Source organism: Paenibacillus sp. Aloe-11, from assembly GCF_000245715.1.
In the GTDB taxonomy this organism is placed as follows: domain Bacteria; phylum Bacillota; class Bacilli; order Paenibacillales; family Paenibacillaceae; genus Paenibacillus; species Paenibacillus kribbensis.
In genome coordinates this window covers 1-17,795 of the sequence record NZ_JH601051.1, presented here as the reverse complement: position 1 = coordinate 17,795, position 17,795 = coordinate 1, and the positions used below count along the sequence as shown (strand labels likewise).

Genomic DNA, 17,795 nt, shown 5'->3' with positions numbered 1-17,795 from the left:
CTCTATTCGTCAGCCAGCCATGTACGAAGCAGATTGACGAATTCGTCGGGTTTCTTTTTCGCCAAACTTTCAAGCTGTTTACGCACTTGGCTTTCATTTGTCACACTTTCCATGGTAATAGACGGGAACTCCGTCGGCGTTGGCATGAGTTCCAAATCTTCCTCTAGATCTTCTTCCTGTTTACGACGACGACGCACGATCAGGAAGATTGCACCCGCCAACAATGCCAGGACTGCAGCTCCGATGCCCCAAACCCACGGATTGGAAGCCGAGAAGAATGTGTTGGTGTTCGCTGGCGCCGGGACAGTTTGAGAGAAAACTGAAACCTTTTTGGCCAAATCAGCGTCTGTAAAGGTAGTACCGGAATTCGCCAACGAAGCTCTTACAATATTAACCAAGATATTTTGAATTGCTGTCTGAGTTGCAGTATCCAACGTTTGTTGTCCTGTTGGTGGTTCAACCGCCACATTAATGGTTAAATCTTTTACAACGTACGGACTTTGGATAATATCTCTCGCAATTCGGTTAACTTCGTAGTTAATTGTACTCGAGCTCTTATCTGAGCTGGTGTTGCCGGAATTGGCTCCTCCAGGGTAACCTGGAATATCCTGCGTTCCTGTTCCTGCAACTCCTCCGGTTTGTCCACTGCTGCCCGTATAGCTTTCCTGAATTTGTTGAGCACTGATTTCAATGCCCTTCATTTTCGCCTGGTCAACAGGTGTGACCATTTGTTCCTTAGATGTTACTTTGTCAAAATTCAGCTGGGACATGACCAGTACATTCACCTTGTCATCCCCAACAATTTTCGACAAAAATTGTTGAACATTATTCCTTACATCGCTCTCAAACTTCTTCTGTAGAGCCATGTTTTCCTGCACACCACTAGTGAGTCCTCCTTGGCCGCCCTTGGCTGTTGGAATCAACTCATATTCCTTATTGGTGATTGTAATGTTCTCCACTGGCAAATTCGGCACAGCCGTTTTCACCAGATTAAAGTAGCCATCAATGGCTTGTTGATTTGGCGTGAAGCCAGGTTCAAATTCCATTTGCACTGAAGCAGAAGCTTTGTCCTTCTCTTCAAGTCCGGCAAAAATGTTTTCCTTCGGCATATTAATGACAACTTTAGAGCTTTGGACACCATCCATCCGTTCCAACAGCTGCTGTACTTCGCCATTCAATGCGTTATTATACTTTACATTGAACTCGTTCTCCGTCATACCAATTGCCGAGGAAGACTGGTCAAAAGCACTCATGCCGATTGAGCCCTTTTGAATCAGGCCTTGAGACCCAACGTCTACCTTTGCCTTATCCGCACTTGCAGTAGGGACTGAGATTTGCGTCCCACCAGCGTTGAGCTGATACGGTATACCCGCTGAATCGAGATATTTAATGACTCCGGCAGCATCGTTTGCATTCAAGTCCCGGAAAGCCACTTCATACTCGGTTTTAGTAAACTGCATCGTTAGCACTACAATTGCAATAATAATGAATGCTAATGTCGAAACAAGTAGTATCTTCTGTTTTTTGCTGAAATTATTCCAATACCCGGCAATTTTATCCCGATATTGGGCGATTCTCTCGTTCACTCCGTCACCCCATCCGAAACTTTGCTAGACCCTCTTTACATCTGTGTGCGCATGATCTCCTGATAGGCTTCGATCGCTTTGTTTCGGACCTGTGTCGTAAGCTGCAGGGAAAGCAGTGCTTGCTGAGAAGTGATCATGACTTGATCCACATCAACTTTGCCTGCCATGAATTGGTCGGACATCTGGTGTGTAGCGGCTTCCTGCTGCCCTACTTCATTGAGAGCATCCTTCAGGAAAGAACCAAAATCCTTTAAGGATTCGGAAGGTGTCGCTTTCGTCAACTCATTGTTAGGCGATTGAATCTGCTGTATTACCGGTGTCTGTACATTAAACATGGCGTTTTGAATCATGCTTTACTCTCCCTATTCAATAGTTAGTAGTCCTGGAACTTAGCGACCGATTTCAAGCGCTTTGGAAACCATCGCTTTTGATGCATTCAGAGCTGTTACATTGGCTTCGTACGAGCGTGTTGCAGAAATCATGTCAACCATTTCTTTCATAATGTCTACATTAGGCATATATACATAGCCATCTTTATCAGCGTCCGGGTGGCCTGGATTGTACACAGGCTTCAAAGGTGACTGATCTTCCTGAATTTGCGCAACCTTGACGCCAGCGGCACCTGTGCCATTTCCTTCCATTTGGGCCTTCAAAACATCGGCAAAGCCAGATTGGTTCGGCTCCAAAACAACCGTTTTTCTCCGATATGGAATTGCTTGTCCATTCTCCACTTTGGCCCGAGTTGTCTCTGCGTTCGCGATGTTACTTGATATAACATCCATCCGCAACCGTTGGGCCGTAAGTGCAGATGCGCTAATATCAAAGCCGTTGTTAATCTTCACCTAATCCTATCTCCCTTCTACCGCTGTTCTCATCATTTTGATACGTTCATTAATTTCTTGGATGTAGGCATTATATCTTAGTTGATTTTCAGCCATAAGACTCATTTCTCTGTCGACATCGACGTTGTTCATATTATTGTTCATGACTGAGTACCCATCTTTGGTGACCATAGCGTCCGGAATAGAGTTCACAGGTCCTATTTGAAAATGTCTTGCATTGGTAACTTTTCCACGCAGTGGTGTTACATCACCGTCCATTTGCTGCTGAAGCAATTCTTCAAATGAAACCTCCGAACGCTTAAAATACGGGGTATCCACATTGGAAATGTTGTTGGCTATCACACGTTGTCTCGTATTGGCCGCCTGAACACCTGCCTGAAGCTTTTGAAAGCTAATATCACCCAGCAGATTCATTTAGCTCCTCCCTTCCAGCGTCTACTCCAAAGTAAGATTCAATAAAACAAGATTTTTCACTTTTTTTCGACAATTTAATTTCATAATTATACATTTCTCTTAGGTCTTAAGTAGAAAATAATTGCTTTCTGTCATATATTCTAAGTTTCGTAGAGTTGGGACCTAATTACAATAAGAAAAAAGCCCTATCTTTTTTAAAAAAGAGGGCTTTAGATGCATAAAATGTTAAATTTTTCAGGTTTTTTTCGAGAAAACGAGCTTTTTTTTAGCACTTTACACCTGTAAAAGATTACACGTCCTACTTTTGGAATAGACAGAAAAATCATCAACTTAACTTTTAACTAGGTCTATTTAACGGTGCAAGATAGTGTTATTCTGGACCACACACCCTATTTTTAGAAACCCTATTCATAAAATATACTGACTAAGGTCCCTGTTTTGGGCAATATCACCCAGCTTCTCACGAACATATTCAGGCGTAATGATCATACGATCCAATGTAAGCTCAGGAGCTTCGAAGGATAAATCCTCCAGCAGCTTTTCTAAAATAGTATGCAAACGGCGCGCGCCGATATTTTCCGTGTTTCGATTTACGGACTCGGCAATGCTGGCAATCTCACGGATCGCATCCGCTGAAAATTCAACTTCGATCTCTTCAGTGCGGAGCAGATCCGTATATTGCTTGGTCAGCGCATTTTTAGGCTCCGTCAATATCGATACAAACTCATCCAGGGTCAAACTGCTCAGCTCTACACGGATGGGAAAACGGCCTTGAAGTTCAGGGATAAGGTCAGACGGCTTGGCGACATGAAAGGCCCCTGCAGCAATAAACAGAATGTAATCCGTTCTTACCGGACCGTATTTAGTCATAATGGTAGAGCCCTCGACAATAGGCAAAATGTCACGCTGGACGCCCTCTCTGGAAACGTCAGGACCATTCCCCTTGCCCTGGCTGGCAATCTTATCTATTTCATCGATGAAAATAATACCGGACTGTTCAGCACGTTTCACAGACTCCTGAATTACATCATCCATGTCGATCAGCTTAGCGGCCTCATCCTGAATCAGAACCTTACGGGCCTCCTTCACGGATAACTTGCGCTTTTTAGTCCGCTTGGGCAGAAAACTTCCGAACATCTCCTGCATATTCATACCCATTTGTTCATTTCCTTGCCCGGCAAACATATCGAGCATATTGGGCGCGGTATCCTCCACATCAATCTCTATGATCTCATCCTCAAGCTTACCTGACAGCAAATCAAATTTGACCTTGCGTCTTTTCTCCGCCAAGGAAGCGTCCTGTTGTGGTTGTTCTTCTTCTACCGCAGCACCCGGGTTGTTACCGAACAGCATTTCAAAGGGATTACGCTGCGATTTGCCCGACTTCTCCGCAGGTACAAGAATGTTGACAATCCGTTCATTGGCCATGTCCTCCGCTTTGTCCTTCACATTCTCTGTTCGCTCCGCTTTCACGATGCGTATGGAGGTTTCCATCAGATCACGTACCATGGACTCCACATCACGACCAACGTAGCCCACTTCTGTGAATTTGGTCGCTTCAATCTTGACAAAAGGAGCCCCCACAAGCCGTGCAAGTCTACGCGCAATTTCCGTTTTACCCACACCTGTCGGCCCGATCATCAAAATATTTTTAGGCACAATCTCATCCCGGACATCATCCGGCAGCTTACTGCGACGATAACGGTTGCGCAAGGCAACAGCAACAGATTTTTTAGCCTGCTTTTGTCCGACAATATACTTATCCAGCTCGGATACAATTTGTCTGGGCGTCAACGATTGATTCTTCATTTTGCATTCCTCCACCCTTGAATACTCAGAGCCGATTTACAGTTCTTCCACGATAATCTGATTGTTTGTATACACGCATATTTCCGAAGCGACCTCTAAAGCTTCCCGCGCCATATCCTTTGCATCCATATCAGTTCCATGACGTTTGAACGCTCGAGCAGCCGCCAATGCAAAATTACCGCCTGAGCCGATCGCAAGTACATCATCGTCTGGCTCGATAATTTCCCCGCCTCCGGAAATGAGTAGCATGCCGGAGGTATCCATCACAATCATTAGCGCCTCCAGCTTGCGCAGAATACGATCCTGTCGCCAGTCCTTAGCCAGTTCTACGGCAGCCCGTTGCAGATTGCCGTGATGTTCCTCCAGCTTGCTTTCAAACTTTTCAAATAATGTGATGGCATCGGCCACCGAACCCGCAAATCCCGCAACGACTTGCCCACGATACAATCTACGTACTTTTTTAGCAGTTTGCTTCATAACAACACTGTTGCCGAACGTTACCTGTCCATCACCCGCAATAGCTCCTTTGCCATTGTGGCGTACAGCGCAGATGGTGGTAGCATGAAAGGACATATCCATAACGCGCTCCTCCTTTTCCTTCATCCTTATGCCTGTACTTCAGCTGTCATAACTCCTGTTTCATCGATGTAACGACGCAAGCTTTCCAGTGCGCGATTCGCGAGCGCTTCGTTCTTTTCCTTCTTATTGCGGATCCGCTTCTCCAGCTTTGGCAGCAGACCGAAGTTTGCATTCATCGGCTGAAAATGCTTGAAATCCGCGGTCGTAATATACCGCGCCATACTGCCTAGTGTCGTTTCCGCTGGGAATACAAACAATTCCTGTCCCTGCGCCGCACGCGCCGCATTCATTCCCGCAAGCAAGCCTGAAGCTGCTGATTCCACATACCCCTCTACGCCGGTCATTTGCCCGGCAAAGAACAAATTGCTTCTCCCCTTGAATTGATAGGTTGGTTGAAGCTGCTGAGGAGAATTAATAAAGGTATTACGATGCATCACACCATAACGTACAAACTCTGCCTTTTCGAGACCCGGTATCATAGAAAATACACGCTTTTGCTCCCCCCATTTGAGGTGAGTCTGGAAGCCAACCAGATTATACAGCGTGCCTGCAGCATTATCCTGGCGAAGCTGAACAACTGCATACGGCAGTTCGCCTGTATGTGGATTTACTAGCCCAACTGGCTTCATGGGTCCGAACAATGCAGTCTGTTTCCCACGCTGCATCATCACTTCGATAGGCATACAGCCCTCGAAATAGATTTCTTTTTCAAATTCCTTAACTTGTGCCACCTCAGCCGTAATCAAGGCCTCATAAAAAGCGTCAAATTCCGCTTCATTCATCGGACAATTCAAGTAAGCCGCTTCTCCCTTATCATAACGGGAGGCCAGGTAAACCTTACTCATATCAATGGAGTCCTTTTCAACAATCGGGGCTGCAGCATCGTAAAAGTAAAAATACTCCTCTCCCATCAGCGATTTAATCTGTTCTGACAAAGCCGGAGAAGTTAAGGGCCCTGTTGCAATGACCACAATGCCATCCTGTGGAATTTCCTGAAGCTCTTCATTCACGACCTCAATCAGCGGATGCTGATGAAGTGTATCTGTAATATGGCCGGAAAATCCGTCACGATCCACTGCCAACGCACCGCCAGCTGGAACAGCATGACGGTCCGCTGCGCTCAAAATCAAGGAATTCAGCATTCTCATTTCTTCCTTCAGCACGCCCACTGCATTTGTTAGACCGTTTGCTCGCAAGGAATTACTGCACACCAGTTCAGCAAATTTATCTGTATGATGTGCCGGTGTTTTTACTACCGGCCTCATTTCATATAACTTGACAGGTACTCCACGGCTTGCAATTTGCCAGGCAGCTTCGCTGCCCGCCAAACCTGCTCCGATGACCGTTACCTTTTGCATTTCACTCACGTATAAATCCCCCTGCTATTGTTGTTCTTAAGAAGTCTCTACACCCTCATCGCTCTCTTCCAGCATTTCGCTGTGATCACAGACGGTACAATTGAGCTTCGTTCCCTGCTTCGTTCGTTTTTCGACCATTAGACCGCTACAGCTTGGACAAGGCTTAATGGACGGTTTATCCCAAGATACAAAATCGCATTCCGGATAGCGATCACAACCGTAGAAGACACGTCCTTTTTTACTCCGTCGTTCGACGACATGGCCCTCACCGCATGTAGGACAAGTGATCCCAATATCCTTGACAATTGGCTTAGTGTTGCGGCAATCCGGGAAGGCAGAGCAGGCCAGAAATTTACCAAAGCGACCTAGCTTATACACCATTGGGCTGCCACATTTATCACAGATGACATCAGACACTTCATCCTTGATCTCAATTTCCTTCATTTCTTCCTCTGCCACTTCCAGACGCTTCTCAAATGACTCGTAAAAGTCACTCAAGACTTGAACCCAATTTCCTTCTCCATCTTCTACATGGTCAAGATCATCTTCCATATTGGCAGTAAACTCCACATTCAGAATCTCAGGAAAGAACTCCTCCATTTGTTCAATGACCAATTCTCCCAGCTCTGTAGGGAAGAACTTCTTTTCCTCAATGGCGACATAACCACGCTTCTGAATGGTCTCCAGCGTAGGAGCATACGTACTCGGGCGCCCTATACCCAATTCTTCCAGCGTTTTGACCAGTCTTGCTTCCGTATAACGAGGAGGCGGTTGTGTAAAATGCTGCTTTGGTTCAACCGATTCTTTTTTCAGCTTATCGCCCGGTTGAAGTGGCGGCAGCAGCTTATCTTCTTCGGTTTTACCGTCGTCATTCCCCTCCACATATACTTTCATAAAGCCTGGAAAACGAACTTTAGAACCGGCTGCGCGGAAAATCGTCTCACCTGCTTCAATATCAACGGACAGGGTATCCATAATAGCGGAAGCCATCTGGCTCGCCATAAAACGTTCCCATACCAGTTTGTACAACCGGAACTGATCTCGGCTCATAAACGGCTTAACGGTTTCTGGATCACGCAAGGCAGAAGTTGGACGAATCGCTTCATGCGCATCCTGAGCGTTGGCCGATTTTTTTGAATACTGACGAGGACTTTCAGGTACAAAATCTTCGCCATATTTTTGAATGATGATTTCCTTTGCTTCCTCTTGAGCCGAAGCGGCGATCCGTGTGGAATCCGTACGCATATACGTAATCAGACCCACGGTCCCTTCCTTACCTAAATCCACGCCCTCATATAACTGCTGAGCTACAGACATCGTTTTGGATGCACGGAAGTTGAGCTTCCGAGCTGCCTCTTGCTGTAATGAACTTGTTGTAAATGGTGGAGAAGGATTGCGAAGACGCTCTTTCTCCTTCACATCTTGTACCTTGTAAGACGATTTGCCAATCGCCTTTAATACTTCCTGCACGTCTGCTTCGCTAGAAAGCTCTTTCTTTTCGCCGCGCAGCTTGTGGAATTTCGCTTCAAAGGTGCTATCCTTAATAGCTAGCTTGGCTGTAATCGTCCAGTATTCTTCCGGTACAAACTCACTGATCTCGGTCTCCCGATCCAAAATAATTTTCACCGCAACGGACTGCACGCGACCTGCGGACAGACCTTTTTTTACCTTTTTCCACAGAAGCGGACTGATTTTGTAGCCAACAAGCCGATCAAGTATGCGTCTGGCCTGTTGGGCATTGACCAGATCCATATTGATTTTGCGTGGTGTTTTAAAAGCATCCTTAACAGCCTGCTTCGTAATTTCATTAAATACAACACGGCAATCTGCTGTATCATCCAGTTCCAGCGCATGTGCCAGATGCCAAGCAATAGCCTCGCCTTCGCGATCCGGGTCAGCCGCCAGATATACTTTTTTTACTTTTTTCCGGGCATCCTTTAATTCTTTTAGAATTGAGCCTTTACCTCGAATGGTAATGTATTTGGGATTAAAATCATTTTCGACCTCTACGCCGATCTGACTCTTCGGTAAATCCCTGATATGACCCATGGAAGCCTTGACGATATATTTGCTGCCTAAGTATTTGCCGATCGTCTTCGCCTTGGAAGGCGATTCCACGATGACGAGTGAATCCGCCATAGGCTCTTCCTCCTCTCGATTGCATACATGAATATGATAGTCTTCCTGAAATGTGGTGAGCTATAGCGCGAGACGCTCCACAATGGATTTGATTCTACAATCGCTGTTGTAATGGAATTCTTAGATTTTATAAAACCTTCGATAAGGTTAGAATTCCATTACAAAGGCGAACGCTATCGCTTTTCCGAATTCAAATCCCTTGCTGCGCTACTGCGAGCTATAAAGTCAACACATTTCAGGAAGTGGGGAGGGAATAGGAATCCGCAGTGCGAATGAATGTCCTACTTCCCTTCACCTGATGTTTAAAATTGAATTTGTACAATTACTAACTAAAGACTTTGCCTAAGGACTTTGCAAAAACAACTGCTAAATAAGCTTGTATTTTGTGCCCGCCAGCTGGGCGATCCTTTTTTTTATGATTAACGATAACAGAACTGCGTGTAAAAGTCCAAAATCCCATGCAGTGGCTTCAAGCAGTTCATCCAGAGTCATGGTCCCCTGCTCCAGTAACAGCACAATACGATTCTCCTCGGAAGTTTCACTTTCTGGCGCTTTCAAGACCTCCCTTACATCGCGACCCTGCTCTCTATTGTATGAAGAAACATCCCTTGTACGCAAATCAGTTGCATACTCTTCAATAATATCCGAAGCTTCAGTGACCGTTTTGGCTCCTTGCTTAATCAGACTGAGCGTACCTCTACTCTTCGGTGACGTAATTGGTCCGGGAACAGCAAACACATCTCGATTTGCCTCCATTGCAGCATCAGCTGTAATGAGAGAGCCACTTCTTGCATCTGCTTCGACGACAAGCGTTCCCTTCGTCAAGCCGGCAATAATTCGGTTACGCTGCGGAAACATTCCCGGATGAGATCTCGTGCCTGGTGGATACTCCGATACGATCAAGCCTCTGCTTGCCAACTCTGCAAATAAAGACGCATTTTGAGGTGGATAAATTTGATCAATCGCGGTTCCGAGCACACCAATTGTGTTTCCTCCCTGGCGCAGCGCTGCTTCATGGCAAATACTGTCGATTCCTCTTGCCAATCCACTAACCACCGTAATCCCAGCACGACATAATCCCTCTGTTAGTATCTCCGCTGCTCTGCGTCCATACGCAGTGGGAACGCGAGTTCCTACCATAGCTACAGCGCATGTATGCAAAAGTGATTTATCCCCTTTTGTATAGATTACCCAAGGAGGATCAACTGTTTCCTTCATTAATAGGGGATAATCCTCGTCTACATAAGTTATCGTTCCAATATCACCGGATTGAGCTCGCTGATATCGTTCATGAACCCATTCTTCGTTGTAACACTGTGCCGCTAGGCGAGCCTGAGCAGAACTTAATCCAATCTCCATCCATTTCTGCTCACTAAAATGCAGCAGCTCGTGGAGTCGATAATCACTCGACCAAATACGCTGAATGGTCTTCCTTCCGATTCCCTCTAATTCATGTAAACCTAACAAAAGCCATCTTTCTTCCAAACTGCGGTTCCCCCATTCACGGGAAGAGTAAACCCTCCCTTATTTTGTGGCACATTGCATTATTTTGCAAGCGTTTCCCTGACAAGCCTGTCTCAACGCAAAAAAAGCAACCTTTTCATCCCCTGTTACAGAAGATAAAAAGGTTGCTTACCTTTCTTTCATTATACACTAGAAGGCAGCAAATTTCGATTTAATTTACAGCCTGTATATTAATGAAGAAACACGACTTAATGTGTCGTACACAAATTCAGAATACCGCGTTCCTCCAGCACACTCACCAGCGTCGAGCCCATTTCGGAAGGAGTCGGTGCTACCTTGATCCCGCAGGCTTCAAGCGTAGCAATTTTCTCCTTGGCTGTCCCTTTTCCACCGGAAATAATGGCGCCTGCGTGCCCCATTCGTTTGCCTGCAGGTGCAGTCACACCGCCGATAAAACCAACCACCGGCTTGGTCATATGATCCCGAATCCACTCGGCAGCTTCCTCCTCGGCTGTACCACCGATTTCCCCGATCATAATAACAGCGTGAGTTTTGGGGTCCTCATTGAAGCGCCGCAAAATATCAATGAATTCCGAGCCTTTAACAGGATCACCGCCAATACCGACCGCAGAAGATTGTCCTATGCCCCGGGTTGTCAGCTGATGCACCGCCTCATAGGTCAACGTACCACTACGTGACACAACACCTACATGACCTGGCAGATGAATGTAACCAGGCATGATACCGATTTTACACTCACCCGGCGTAATAACACCCGGACAGTTCGGACCGATCAGAACCGTCTTTTTACCTTCCATAAAACGTTTGACCTTGATCATATCCAGCACCGGAATACCCTCAGTAATACAAATTACGAGGTCTAACTCCGCATCCACGGCTTCCAAAATGGAATCCGCTGCAAAAGCCGGCGGCACGTAAATCACGCTTGCAGTTGCACCCGTAGCTTCCTTTGCTTCACTCACCGTGTTAAACACCGGCAGCTTAACCTGTTGTCCGTTCTCCAGCGTAATTTCCACCTCTGTGCCGCCTTTGCCCGGAGAGGTGCCTCCTACCATCTGTGTGCCATAATCAAGCGCACCCTTGGCGTGAAACAACGCCGTTTTTCCCGTAATCCCCTGTGTAATCACCTTTGTATGCTTATCGACCAAAATACTCACGATCTTCACATCCCCTATCGTTTATTCGGCATATCGGAATGCAAACAGGCTATTGAACAAGTTCAACGATTTTTTGGGCGCCATCCGCCATGGAATCTGCAGCCACGATATTTAACCCGGATTCCGCTAAAATCTGCTTGCCCAACTCGACATTCGTCCCCTCGAGACGGACAACAAGCGGACGAGTCAGCCCCAACTGCTTGGCAGCTTCCACAACGCCGTTCGCAATGATGTCACACTGCATAATTCCGCCGAAAATGTTCACAAAAATACCTTTTACCTTCGGATCGGCCAAAATGATTTTAAACGCTTCGGTCACCTTTTCCGTCGTCGCACCGCCCCCTACGTCCAGGAAGTTGGCCGGATCGCCACCGTAATATTTGATAATATCCATTGTTGCCATCGCCAAGCCTGCACCATTGACCATACAGCCAATATTTCCGTCGAGGGCAATATAGCTTAGATCGTATTTGGATGCCTCAATTTCCTTCTCGTCCTCTTCATCCAAATCGCGCAATTCCAAAATATCTTTGTGGCGGAACAACGCATTAGAATCAAAATTCAGTTTGGCATCCAGTGCCAGTACATTTCCATCACCTGTAACGACTAGGGGATTAATTTCTGCAATCGAACAGTCCTTGTCCACAAAAGCCTCGTACAACGCCAGCATAAATTTGACCGCTTTGTTTACCTGCTCATTAGGAATGTTAATGTCATAAGCCAGCTTGCGAGCCTGATACACCTGAAGCCCAATCGCTGGATCAACGACCGCTTTAAAAATCTTCTCTGGAGTAGCCGCAGCTACCTCTTCGATTTCCGTACCGCCTTCTTCCGAGGCCATGATCACGATACGTCCGGTTGCACGATCTACAACAACGCCGACGTAATATTCTTTCCGAATGTCGCAGCCTTCCTCTATCAAAAGGCGTTTGACTTCTTTACCTTCAGGTCCGGTCTGATGCGTCACCAGCACCTTTCCCAAGATTTCAGAGGCATAAGTTCGCACCTCTTCCAAGCCTTTGGCTACCTTCACGCCACCCGCTTTACCGCGTCCACCAGCATGAATTTGTGCTTTTACCACCGTAACAGCGCTTCCAAGCGATTCTGCCGCAGCAACGGCTTCCTCCACCGTATAGGCAACCTTACCGTTCGGTACAGCCACTCCGTACTGCTTTAATACTTCTTTACCCTGATATTCATGGATATTCATTCTGGAATCCTCCTATCAACATGACTGCAACAAGGGCGGTTCACAAGGAAATCTATACTAAACCTACATCATTGTAACATGTTTTTAAAACGCTTTCCTTATAATTTAACCTCATGAATTACAGTATTTTGATATCATTATCATTCCCAAAATCGAATGTTTGGATATTAATGGGTATTTACTTTTGATACATTTTTATACAATGGTACGCAAAAAAGCACCTCTCAGAATGGAGTTACAACCCACCACGAGAGGCACTTTATGTCATCAGGCATTCTTTTTTTCAGCTAAGAACGACTTGGGCAATCAGATTGTAGCGTAACTGAAAGTGCCTATTATGATTTTTCAATCTTCACATTCGCTTGATGGACACGGTCCAGCAGATCATTGAACTGCAGCAGAAGCGAACCAAATTGATCTTGGGTCATACTCGTTTTTTCCTGAATACATCCTGGTACAGATAGAGCTTTTTCTCGCAATGCACTTCCCTCTGTCGTCAGAGAAATCAGCACTTTGCGCTCATCCTGAGTCGAACGCTTGCGATCAATCAATCCGGCATTTTGCAATCTCTTTAATAGCGGAGTCAGTGTACCGGAATCCAGGTACAACGCTTCACCCAATTCCTTCACCGTACATTCTTCACGCTCCCAGAGCACGATTAGCACCAGGTACTGTGAATACGTCACACCAAGCTTATCAAGATAAGGCTGGTACAGCTTCGTAATCTCTCTCGAACACGCATATATGGCAAAACATAACTGGTTATCAAGTTTTAATGCTGCACCTTCGTTATGACTATGGTCCATGTTGTCAGATCACCTACTTTCGTCACTATTTTAGCACATTATATAGCAAAATACATGCTAATTGCACAAAATACTTTACAAACAATAATTATTTTGTTAAATTAAATTGTGTAAAATATAAATCGAGCGAGAGGCAGTGATTGAATTATGATGACCATTCAACAAAAAATGTATGAAACATCAGTAAAAACGGTTGGTGGACGTAACGGTTATATCGAGTCTTCCTCCCCTGAGCTTCGTTTAAATATTGATATGCCAAAAGAAATGGGTGGCGCAGGCGGTGCAGGAACGAATCCTGAGCAATTGTTCGCTGCAGGATATTCCGCCTGCTTTGACAGTGCTTTAAATATGGTCGCCCGTATGCAACGCGTTAAGCACGAAGGTACTGAAGTAACAGCCACAGTCCAATTAGGTAAAGTGGAAGACGGCGGCTTCGGAATTGGAGTAAATCTGGACGTACTGGTAAAAGGTGTAGATCATGAGACAGCAGTAAAACTGGTGGAAGGTGCACATGAGCAATGTCCATACTCCCGCGCTACCCGCGGAAATATTGAAGTGAAGCTGAACGTCCTGTAAAACTACTGTACCTTCCAACAAGTAACATGGTAGATGATGCATAATCGTATATACGAAAGTGATATACTCATAGTATAATCACATTGTCATAATCTTTTTTTCTTCTCCAGAACTTTGCGTCTGGAGCTTTTTTTTGCCCTTTTTTCATATCAGCCATCGAGAAGACTGGCGCTAGTCCTGTCCATATTACGATATTGAATAGCTTCAGCAACATGCGAAGCCTTGATTTTTTCTGACTCATTTAAGTCCGCAATCGTGCGAGACAGCTTGAGAATTCGATCATATGCGCGCATGCTTAAACCAAGTGCATCCATCGTCTGATTGAGCAGCTTAGCCGCGTTTTGTTCCAATACCGCATATTTACGCAGCATCTGCCCAGACAATTCACTATTCCATGAAAAGGGAAGCTTGCCGTATCTATGGATTTGTATCGCTTGTGCAGCCAGCACCTGCCTTCGCATTTCAGCCGACGACAGTGATTCTTTTTCCTCTCGCCAATCCTTCGGCTGCGATACTTCAAGTTGGAGATCAATCCGATCCAGCAGCGGACCGGAAATACGCGAACGGTAGCGGGCTACAGCCGCAGGTGAACAGGTACAGCGCTGATGTTCCATATCGCTGCCGAAAAAGCCACAGTGACATGGATTTAAGGAAGCAGCAAGCAAAAAGTGCGCCGGATATTTAAAAACAGCACGTGAACGGCTGATTGTAACATTGCGGTCCTCCAGCGGCTGACGCAGCACCTCAAGCACATGGCGGCTAAACTCAGGCAGCTCATCCAGAAATAAAATTCCCCAGTGGGCAAGGCTGATTTCTCCCGGCTTGGGTATACCTCCCCCTCCTACCAACCCAGCAGCAGAAATCGTATGATGAGGAGAACGAAATGGTCGAATGTTCATCAGATGGGGAGATGTCTCCTTCCACTTCCCGGCGGCACTGTATATTTTAGTCACTTCTAGTGCCTCCTTTTCAGCCAAAGGCGGCAGGATGGAAGGCAGCCTGCGGATAAGCATCGTTTTTCCGGCCCCTGGTGGTCCCATAAGAAGGATATTATGCATTCCAGCCGCAGCGATAACCAACGCACGTTTGGCGTGCAGCTGACCAAGCACATCGCTATAATCCTCCATGCTGCTGATGATCTCTTTTTCCTCACGCAGCGGTACATGCTCTGCCTGAGTTAAATGGTCATAGGAATGGATTATGACCTGTTGTCTAGCTGTATGCTTTTCTTGACTAGGCTTTGAAGTGTGATTTATAGCTGTATTGGAGACAGAATCTATCATCTGATTTGCGACTTCGTTCATGGACTGATCGTAAGCTGGAAGAGGTACAGGATTAGAACCTAGATCGGTCGGTTGCTCTCCACCAGTGTATTGTGCATGATCTTTAACCGGAATGAGATCTGTCAGATGACGAATAGCGTAAATACGTATATCCGTGATCAGACGGGCCTCCCTCGCATTTTCCTCAGGAAGCAGCACCGAATGAAACCCTTCTCGCTTTGCCAGATCCACCATGGACAGCACTCCATTTACAGGCCGAATGCTGCCATCCAGCGCCAGTTCGCCAATAAACAGCGTCCTTTCCCCATCTGGTAGAACAACCTGTCCACTGGTTGTCAGCAGCCCTAAAGCGATAGCAAGGTCAAAAGATGAGCCCTCCTTACGCAAATCAGCAGGGGCTAAATTTATCGTTACACGCTGGGACGGATATTTGAAGCCACAGTTCTTGATTGCTGCTCGCACACGCTCCACGGCCTCCCGAATCGCCGAATCGGGCAATCCGATAATGGCAGTCTGAGGCAGGCCATTGGACAAATCCGTCTCCACCTCAATCAGGACACCATCTATTCCATACAGACAAGCTCCGTGTAATTTTCCATACATAACAAAAAAGCACCTCTCCTCATACTGAAATGTCTCCCAACGGGAATCATTGCATATATGAAAAAAGGTGCTTCCAAATTTTCATAAGCCTTAATTAAGATTATCTGACCACAGATTATTTGTCAAACAAGGTCAGCTTATCAGCTGCCGATGTACGTGGCCTTGGTTCAGGAATGACCTCAGGATAGCCTGCATATATCATCCCAATTACCTTTTCACCCGGTTGAATTCCCAGGGGTTCACGGAATTTAGGCGAGTACAAAAATGGTTTTGTCACCCAAAACGTTCCGATTCCCTTACTCCATGCAGCAAGCATAAAGTTTTGCACAAGAGCGCTGACTGCTGCAAAATCTTCATCCCAAACCGCCTGACGCGGATCTTCTTCCAGTACAACTAAAAGCTGAATGGGGTTGTGCAAAATACCGCTCTCAAACTTGTTATCCTTGCCCACATCGGCTGCGATGGCTTCTGCAAGCTTTTTCCGTCCTTCACCAGCAAACAACAAAAAACGCCACGGTTCACGCATTTTATGATTAGGGGCCCATACAGCGACGTCCAGCAATTCTTTGATGGTGTCTACCGGAATGGAATCAGCTTTGAATTTTTTAATGGTGCGACGTTCCTGAATTACATCTATGACATGTTCACTAAAGGTTTGCTTTGTCACGTATATCCTCCTTCATAGGTACAGCTTCCAAATGCCCATTATATGATGAAAATGATAACCATTATCAATAAAATATACCTTTAGCTTTCCTTCCTGTCAACCTGTACATATAGAAACTCAGTTCGCTTGCTTCCCTTCAAAAAAGTTCTCGCTCTTTTTAAAACGCATTTTAAAACGCATTGATGAAATGGTCCGTAACAACAGCCGCTTCGTCGGTTAATCGTACAGCAAGCATATCAAAACGGATTGGAGCATCTCCAATCCCGTTCATATGCAAATATACGGAGGCTGTTTGGCGAACCTGGGTTATTTTACGCGCGGTGACCGATTCTGCTGGCGTTCCATACTTGGAGCTGCTTCGACTACGTACTTCAATAAACACAAGTGTGTCCTCCTGCTTGGCAATCAAATCCAGTTCACCGCTGCGGCAACGCCAATTACGCGCTATGATTTGATAACCCAGCTCCTCCAAAAATAAAGCCGCTGCCTGTTCGCCCATCGTCCCTTTAGCTTTCCGTCGATCCTTGCCTCCGGTCCTCATTTCATTCCCCATCACCTGTCATCCATCGGAGCAAGCCTATCCATTTGATAAATATAGGTAAGCACCTCTGCTACCAAATGATAGAGCTCCGCAGGAATTTGCTCGTCCAAATCCAGCTTGGACAATACCTCAACCAGCGCGGCATCCTCCTGTACAGGAACACCATGCTCTTTGGCTTTTTCTAAAATGCTTTCCGCAACGCGGCCGCTCCCCTTGGCAACGACAATCGGGGCTTCGTTCTCACCGGGCGTATATTTGAGGGCGACTGCCTTCTTCCTGGAAGGAGAGGGAGCTTCCAACGGCTCTTTCATATTTTAAGATCGACTCCTTTATACGGCTGAGGTACATAGCTTTGTACCTCGGAAGAAACGGTGCTGTCCGGTTCAGTCCTAATCGGCATAGACTCGGTACGAAGCGATAGAAGCTGGTATCCTAATGACTCCAAAGCCATATTTAGGGATTCACGTCCGCTGGTTAACAGCGAAGCGGCCCACTCCTGATCATTATGGAGCTTGAGACTCACAATTCGGTCCACGACTTGTACGTCCACCAACGTCGGTCCAAGCCCCTTCATGTCCAAATCAAACCAAAGACGACAGTTGGATGAATCCAGCTCCCCTCGTTTGCCACGACGAGACTGAATCTGAATGGTAGCTGTTTCACGACCGTCCGGTCCGACAAACGGAATAAACATGTGTACTTGTGCAAAAGGGGCCGTCCGATCGGTATTTAGCAGCAGC

The 17,795-nt window shown here is 46.2% G+C and carries 17 protein-coding genes and 1 pseudogene; 1 reads left to right on the top strand and 17 read right to left on the bottom strand.

All coding sequences use genetic code 11. From position 1 onward, the window contains the following. Positions 1-2: 2 nt before the first annotated feature. The 12 genes from fliF to WG8_RS09865 all read right to left on the bottom strand — a co-directional run bounded on the left by fliF (position 3) and on the right by WG8_RS09865 (position 13,385). Positions 3-1,586: a flagellar basal-body MS-ring/collar protein FliF gene (gene fliF, locus WG8_RS09920; RefSeq protein WP_007430021.1), complete on the bottom strand. Its 1,584-nt coding sequence runs from the start codon at positions 1,584-1,586 to the stop codon at positions 3-5. Between the two features lie 35 nt (positions 1,587-1,621). Then, positions 1,622-1,936 (bottom strand): flagellar hook-basal body complex protein FliE, encoded by a 315-nt coding sequence (gene fliE / locus WG8_RS09915; protein WP_007430020.1) that lies wholly within the window; start codon positions 1,934-1,936, stop codon positions 1,622-1,624. A gap of 39 nt (positions 1,937-1,975) precedes the next feature. Further along, entirely contained in the window at positions 1,976-2,428 is a 453-nt protein-coding gene (gene flgC / locus WG8_RS09910; RefSeq protein WP_007430019.1) for a flagellar basal body rod protein FlgC, read from the bottom strand. Positions 2,429-2,434: 6 nt separating this feature from the next. After that, positions 2,435-2,842 carry a flagellar basal body rod protein FlgB gene (gene flgB, locus WG8_RS09905; RefSeq protein ID WP_007430018.1) on the bottom strand — a complete coding sequence of 136 codons (408 nt, stop codon included), beginning with the start codon at positions 2,840-2,842 and terminating at the stop codon, positions 2,435-2,437. Positions 2,843-3,250: 408 nt separating this feature from the next. Next, positions 3,251-4,651 (bottom strand): ATP-dependent protease ATPase subunit HslU, encoded by a 1,401-nt coding sequence (gene hslU / locus WG8_RS09900; RefSeq protein WP_007430017.1) that lies wholly within the window; start codon positions 4,649-4,651, stop codon positions 3,251-3,253. Between the two features lie 36 nt (positions 4,652-4,687). After that, a complete protein-coding gene (gene hslV, locus WG8_RS09895; protein WP_007430016.1) occupies positions 4,688-5,230 on the bottom strand; it encodes an ATP-dependent protease subunit HslV in 543 nt (180 codons plus the stop codon). 26 nt (positions 5,231-5,256) lie between these two features. After that, complete coding sequence (gene trmFO, locus WG8_RS09890) at positions 5,257-6,597, bottom strand: FADH(2)-oxidizing methylenetetrahydrofolate--tRNA-(uracil(54)-C(5))-methyltransferase TrmFO (RefSeq protein WP_007430015.1); 1,341 nt, start codon at positions 6,595-6,597, stop codon at positions 5,257-5,259. Between the two features lie 27 nt (positions 6,598-6,624). Then, a complete protein-coding gene (gene topA, locus WG8_RS09885) occupies positions 6,625-8,727 on the bottom strand; it encodes a type I DNA topoisomerase (RefSeq protein ID WP_007430014.1) in 2,103 nt (700 codons plus the stop codon). 366 nt (positions 8,728-9,093) lie between these two features. Continuing rightward, complete coding sequence (dprA, locus tag WG8_RS09880; RefSeq protein WP_007430013.1) at positions 9,094-10,212, bottom strand: DNA-processing protein DprA; 1,119 nt, start codon at positions 10,210-10,212, stop codon at positions 9,094-9,096. A gap of 227 nt (positions 10,213-10,439) precedes the next feature. Beyond that, positions 10,440-11,369 carry a succinate--CoA ligase subunit alpha gene (gene sucD / locus WG8_RS09875; RefSeq protein WP_007430012.1) on the bottom strand — a complete coding sequence of 310 codons (930 nt, stop codon included), beginning with the start codon at positions 11,367-11,369 and terminating at the stop codon, positions 10,440-10,442. A gap of 49 nt (positions 11,370-11,418) precedes the next feature. Continuing rightward, entirely contained in the window at positions 11,419-12,579 is a 1,161-nt protein-coding gene (gene sucC, locus WG8_RS09870) for an ADP-forming succinate--CoA ligase subunit beta (RefSeq protein WP_007430011.1), read from the bottom strand. Positions 12,580-12,914: 335 nt separating this feature from the next. Beyond that, positions 12,915-13,385, bottom strand: coding sequence for a MarR family winged helix-turn-helix transcriptional regulator (locus WG8_RS09865; protein ID WP_007430010.1), 471 nt, complete (start codon positions 13,383-13,385; stop codon positions 12,915-12,917). Positions 13,386-13,532: 147 nt separating this feature from the next. On the opposite strand from WG8_RS09865, the gene WG8_RS09860 reads away from it, so the two are divergent. After that, on the top strand, positions 13,533-13,961 hold the full coding sequence (locus tag WG8_RS09860) for an organic hydroperoxide resistance protein (RefSeq protein ID WP_007430009.1): 429 nt from the start codon (positions 13,533-13,535) through the stop codon (positions 13,959-13,961). Between the two features lie 149 nt (positions 13,962-14,110). Here WG8_RS09860 and WG8_RS09855 read toward each other — a convergent pair whose 3' ends face one another. The 5 genes and pseudogenes from WG8_RS09855 to WG8_RS09835 form a co-directional block, all read right to left on the bottom strand. After that, a complete protein-coding gene (locus WG8_RS09855; protein WP_007430008.1) occupies positions 14,111-15,847 on the bottom strand; it encodes a YifB family Mg chelatase-like AAA ATPase in 1,737 nt (578 codons plus the stop codon). Between the two features lie 115 nt (positions 15,848-15,962). Further along, the gene (locus WG8_RS09850) at positions 15,963-16,514 is read right to left on the bottom strand and encodes a nitroreductase family protein (protein WP_007430007.1); all 552 of its coding nucleotides are present in this window, start codon (positions 16,512-16,514) and stop codon (positions 15,963-15,965) included. Between the two features lie 169 nt (positions 16,515-16,683). Further along, on the bottom strand, positions 16,684-17,067 hold the full coding sequence (locus WG8_RS09845) for a YraN family protein (protein WP_007430006.1): 384 nt from the start codon (positions 17,065-17,067) through the stop codon (positions 16,684-16,686). Continuing rightward, positions 17,067-17,366, bottom strand: coding sequence for an EscU/YscU/HrcU family type III secretion system export apparatus switch protein (locus WG8_RS09840; protein ID WP_007430005.1), 300 nt, complete (start codon positions 17,364-17,366; stop codon positions 17,067-17,069). Before WG8_RS09840 ends, WG8_RS09845 begins: the two co-directional genes overlap by 1 nt. After that, a pseudogene (locus WG8_RS09835) lies at positions 17,363-17,795 on the bottom strand (flagellar hook-length control protein FliK); the annotation flags it as partial. The gene WG8_RS09840 and the pseudogene WG8_RS09835, both read right to left, overlap by 4 nt.

What these genes read in the sequence shown, in the direction of transcription:
- topA (WP_007430014.1), bottom strand. Translation starts at nt 8,727, where the DNA reads ATGGCGGATTCACTCGTCATCGTGGAATCGCCTTCCAAGGCGAAGACG.
- hslU (WP_007430017.1), bottom strand. Translation starts at nt 4,651, where the DNA reads ATGAAGAATCAATCGTTGACGCCCAGACAAATTGTATCCGAGCTGGAT.
- hslV (WP_007430016.1), bottom strand. Translation starts at nt 5,230, where the DNA reads ATGGATATGTCCTTTCATGCTACCACCATCTGCGCTGTACGCCACAAT.
- WG8_RS09845 (WP_007430006.1), bottom strand. Translation starts at nt 17,067, where the DNA reads ATGGGGAATGAAATGAGGACCGGAGGCAAGGATCGACGGAAAGCTAAA.
- fliE (WP_007430020.1), bottom strand. Translation starts at nt 1,936, where the DNA reads ATGATTCAAAACGCCATGTTTAATGTACAGACACCGGTAATACAGCAG.
- sucC (WP_007430011.1), bottom strand. Translation starts at nt 12,579, where the DNA reads ATGAATATCCATGAATATCAGGGTAAAGAAGTATTAAAGCAGTACGGA.
- flgB (WP_007430018.1), bottom strand. Translation starts at nt 2,842, where the DNA reads ATGAATCTGCTGGGTGATATTAGCTTTCAAAAGCTTCAGGCAGGTGTT.
- WG8_RS09855 (WP_007430008.1), bottom strand. Translation starts at nt 15,847, where the DNA reads ATGTATGGAAAATTACACGGAGCTTGTCTGTATGGAATAGATGGTGTC.
- WG8_RS09840 (WP_007430005.1), bottom strand. Translation starts at nt 17,366, where the DNA reads ATGAAAGAGCCGTTGGAAGCTCCCTCTCCTTCCAGGAAGAAGGCAGTC.
- WG8_RS09865 (WP_007430010.1), bottom strand. Translation starts at nt 13,385, where the DNA reads ATGGACCATAGTCATAACGAAGGTGCAGCATTAAAACTTGATAACCAG.
- WG8_RS09860 (WP_007430009.1), top strand. Translation starts at nt 13,533, where the DNA reads ATGATGACCATTCAACAAAAAATGTATGAAACATCAGTAAAAACGGTT.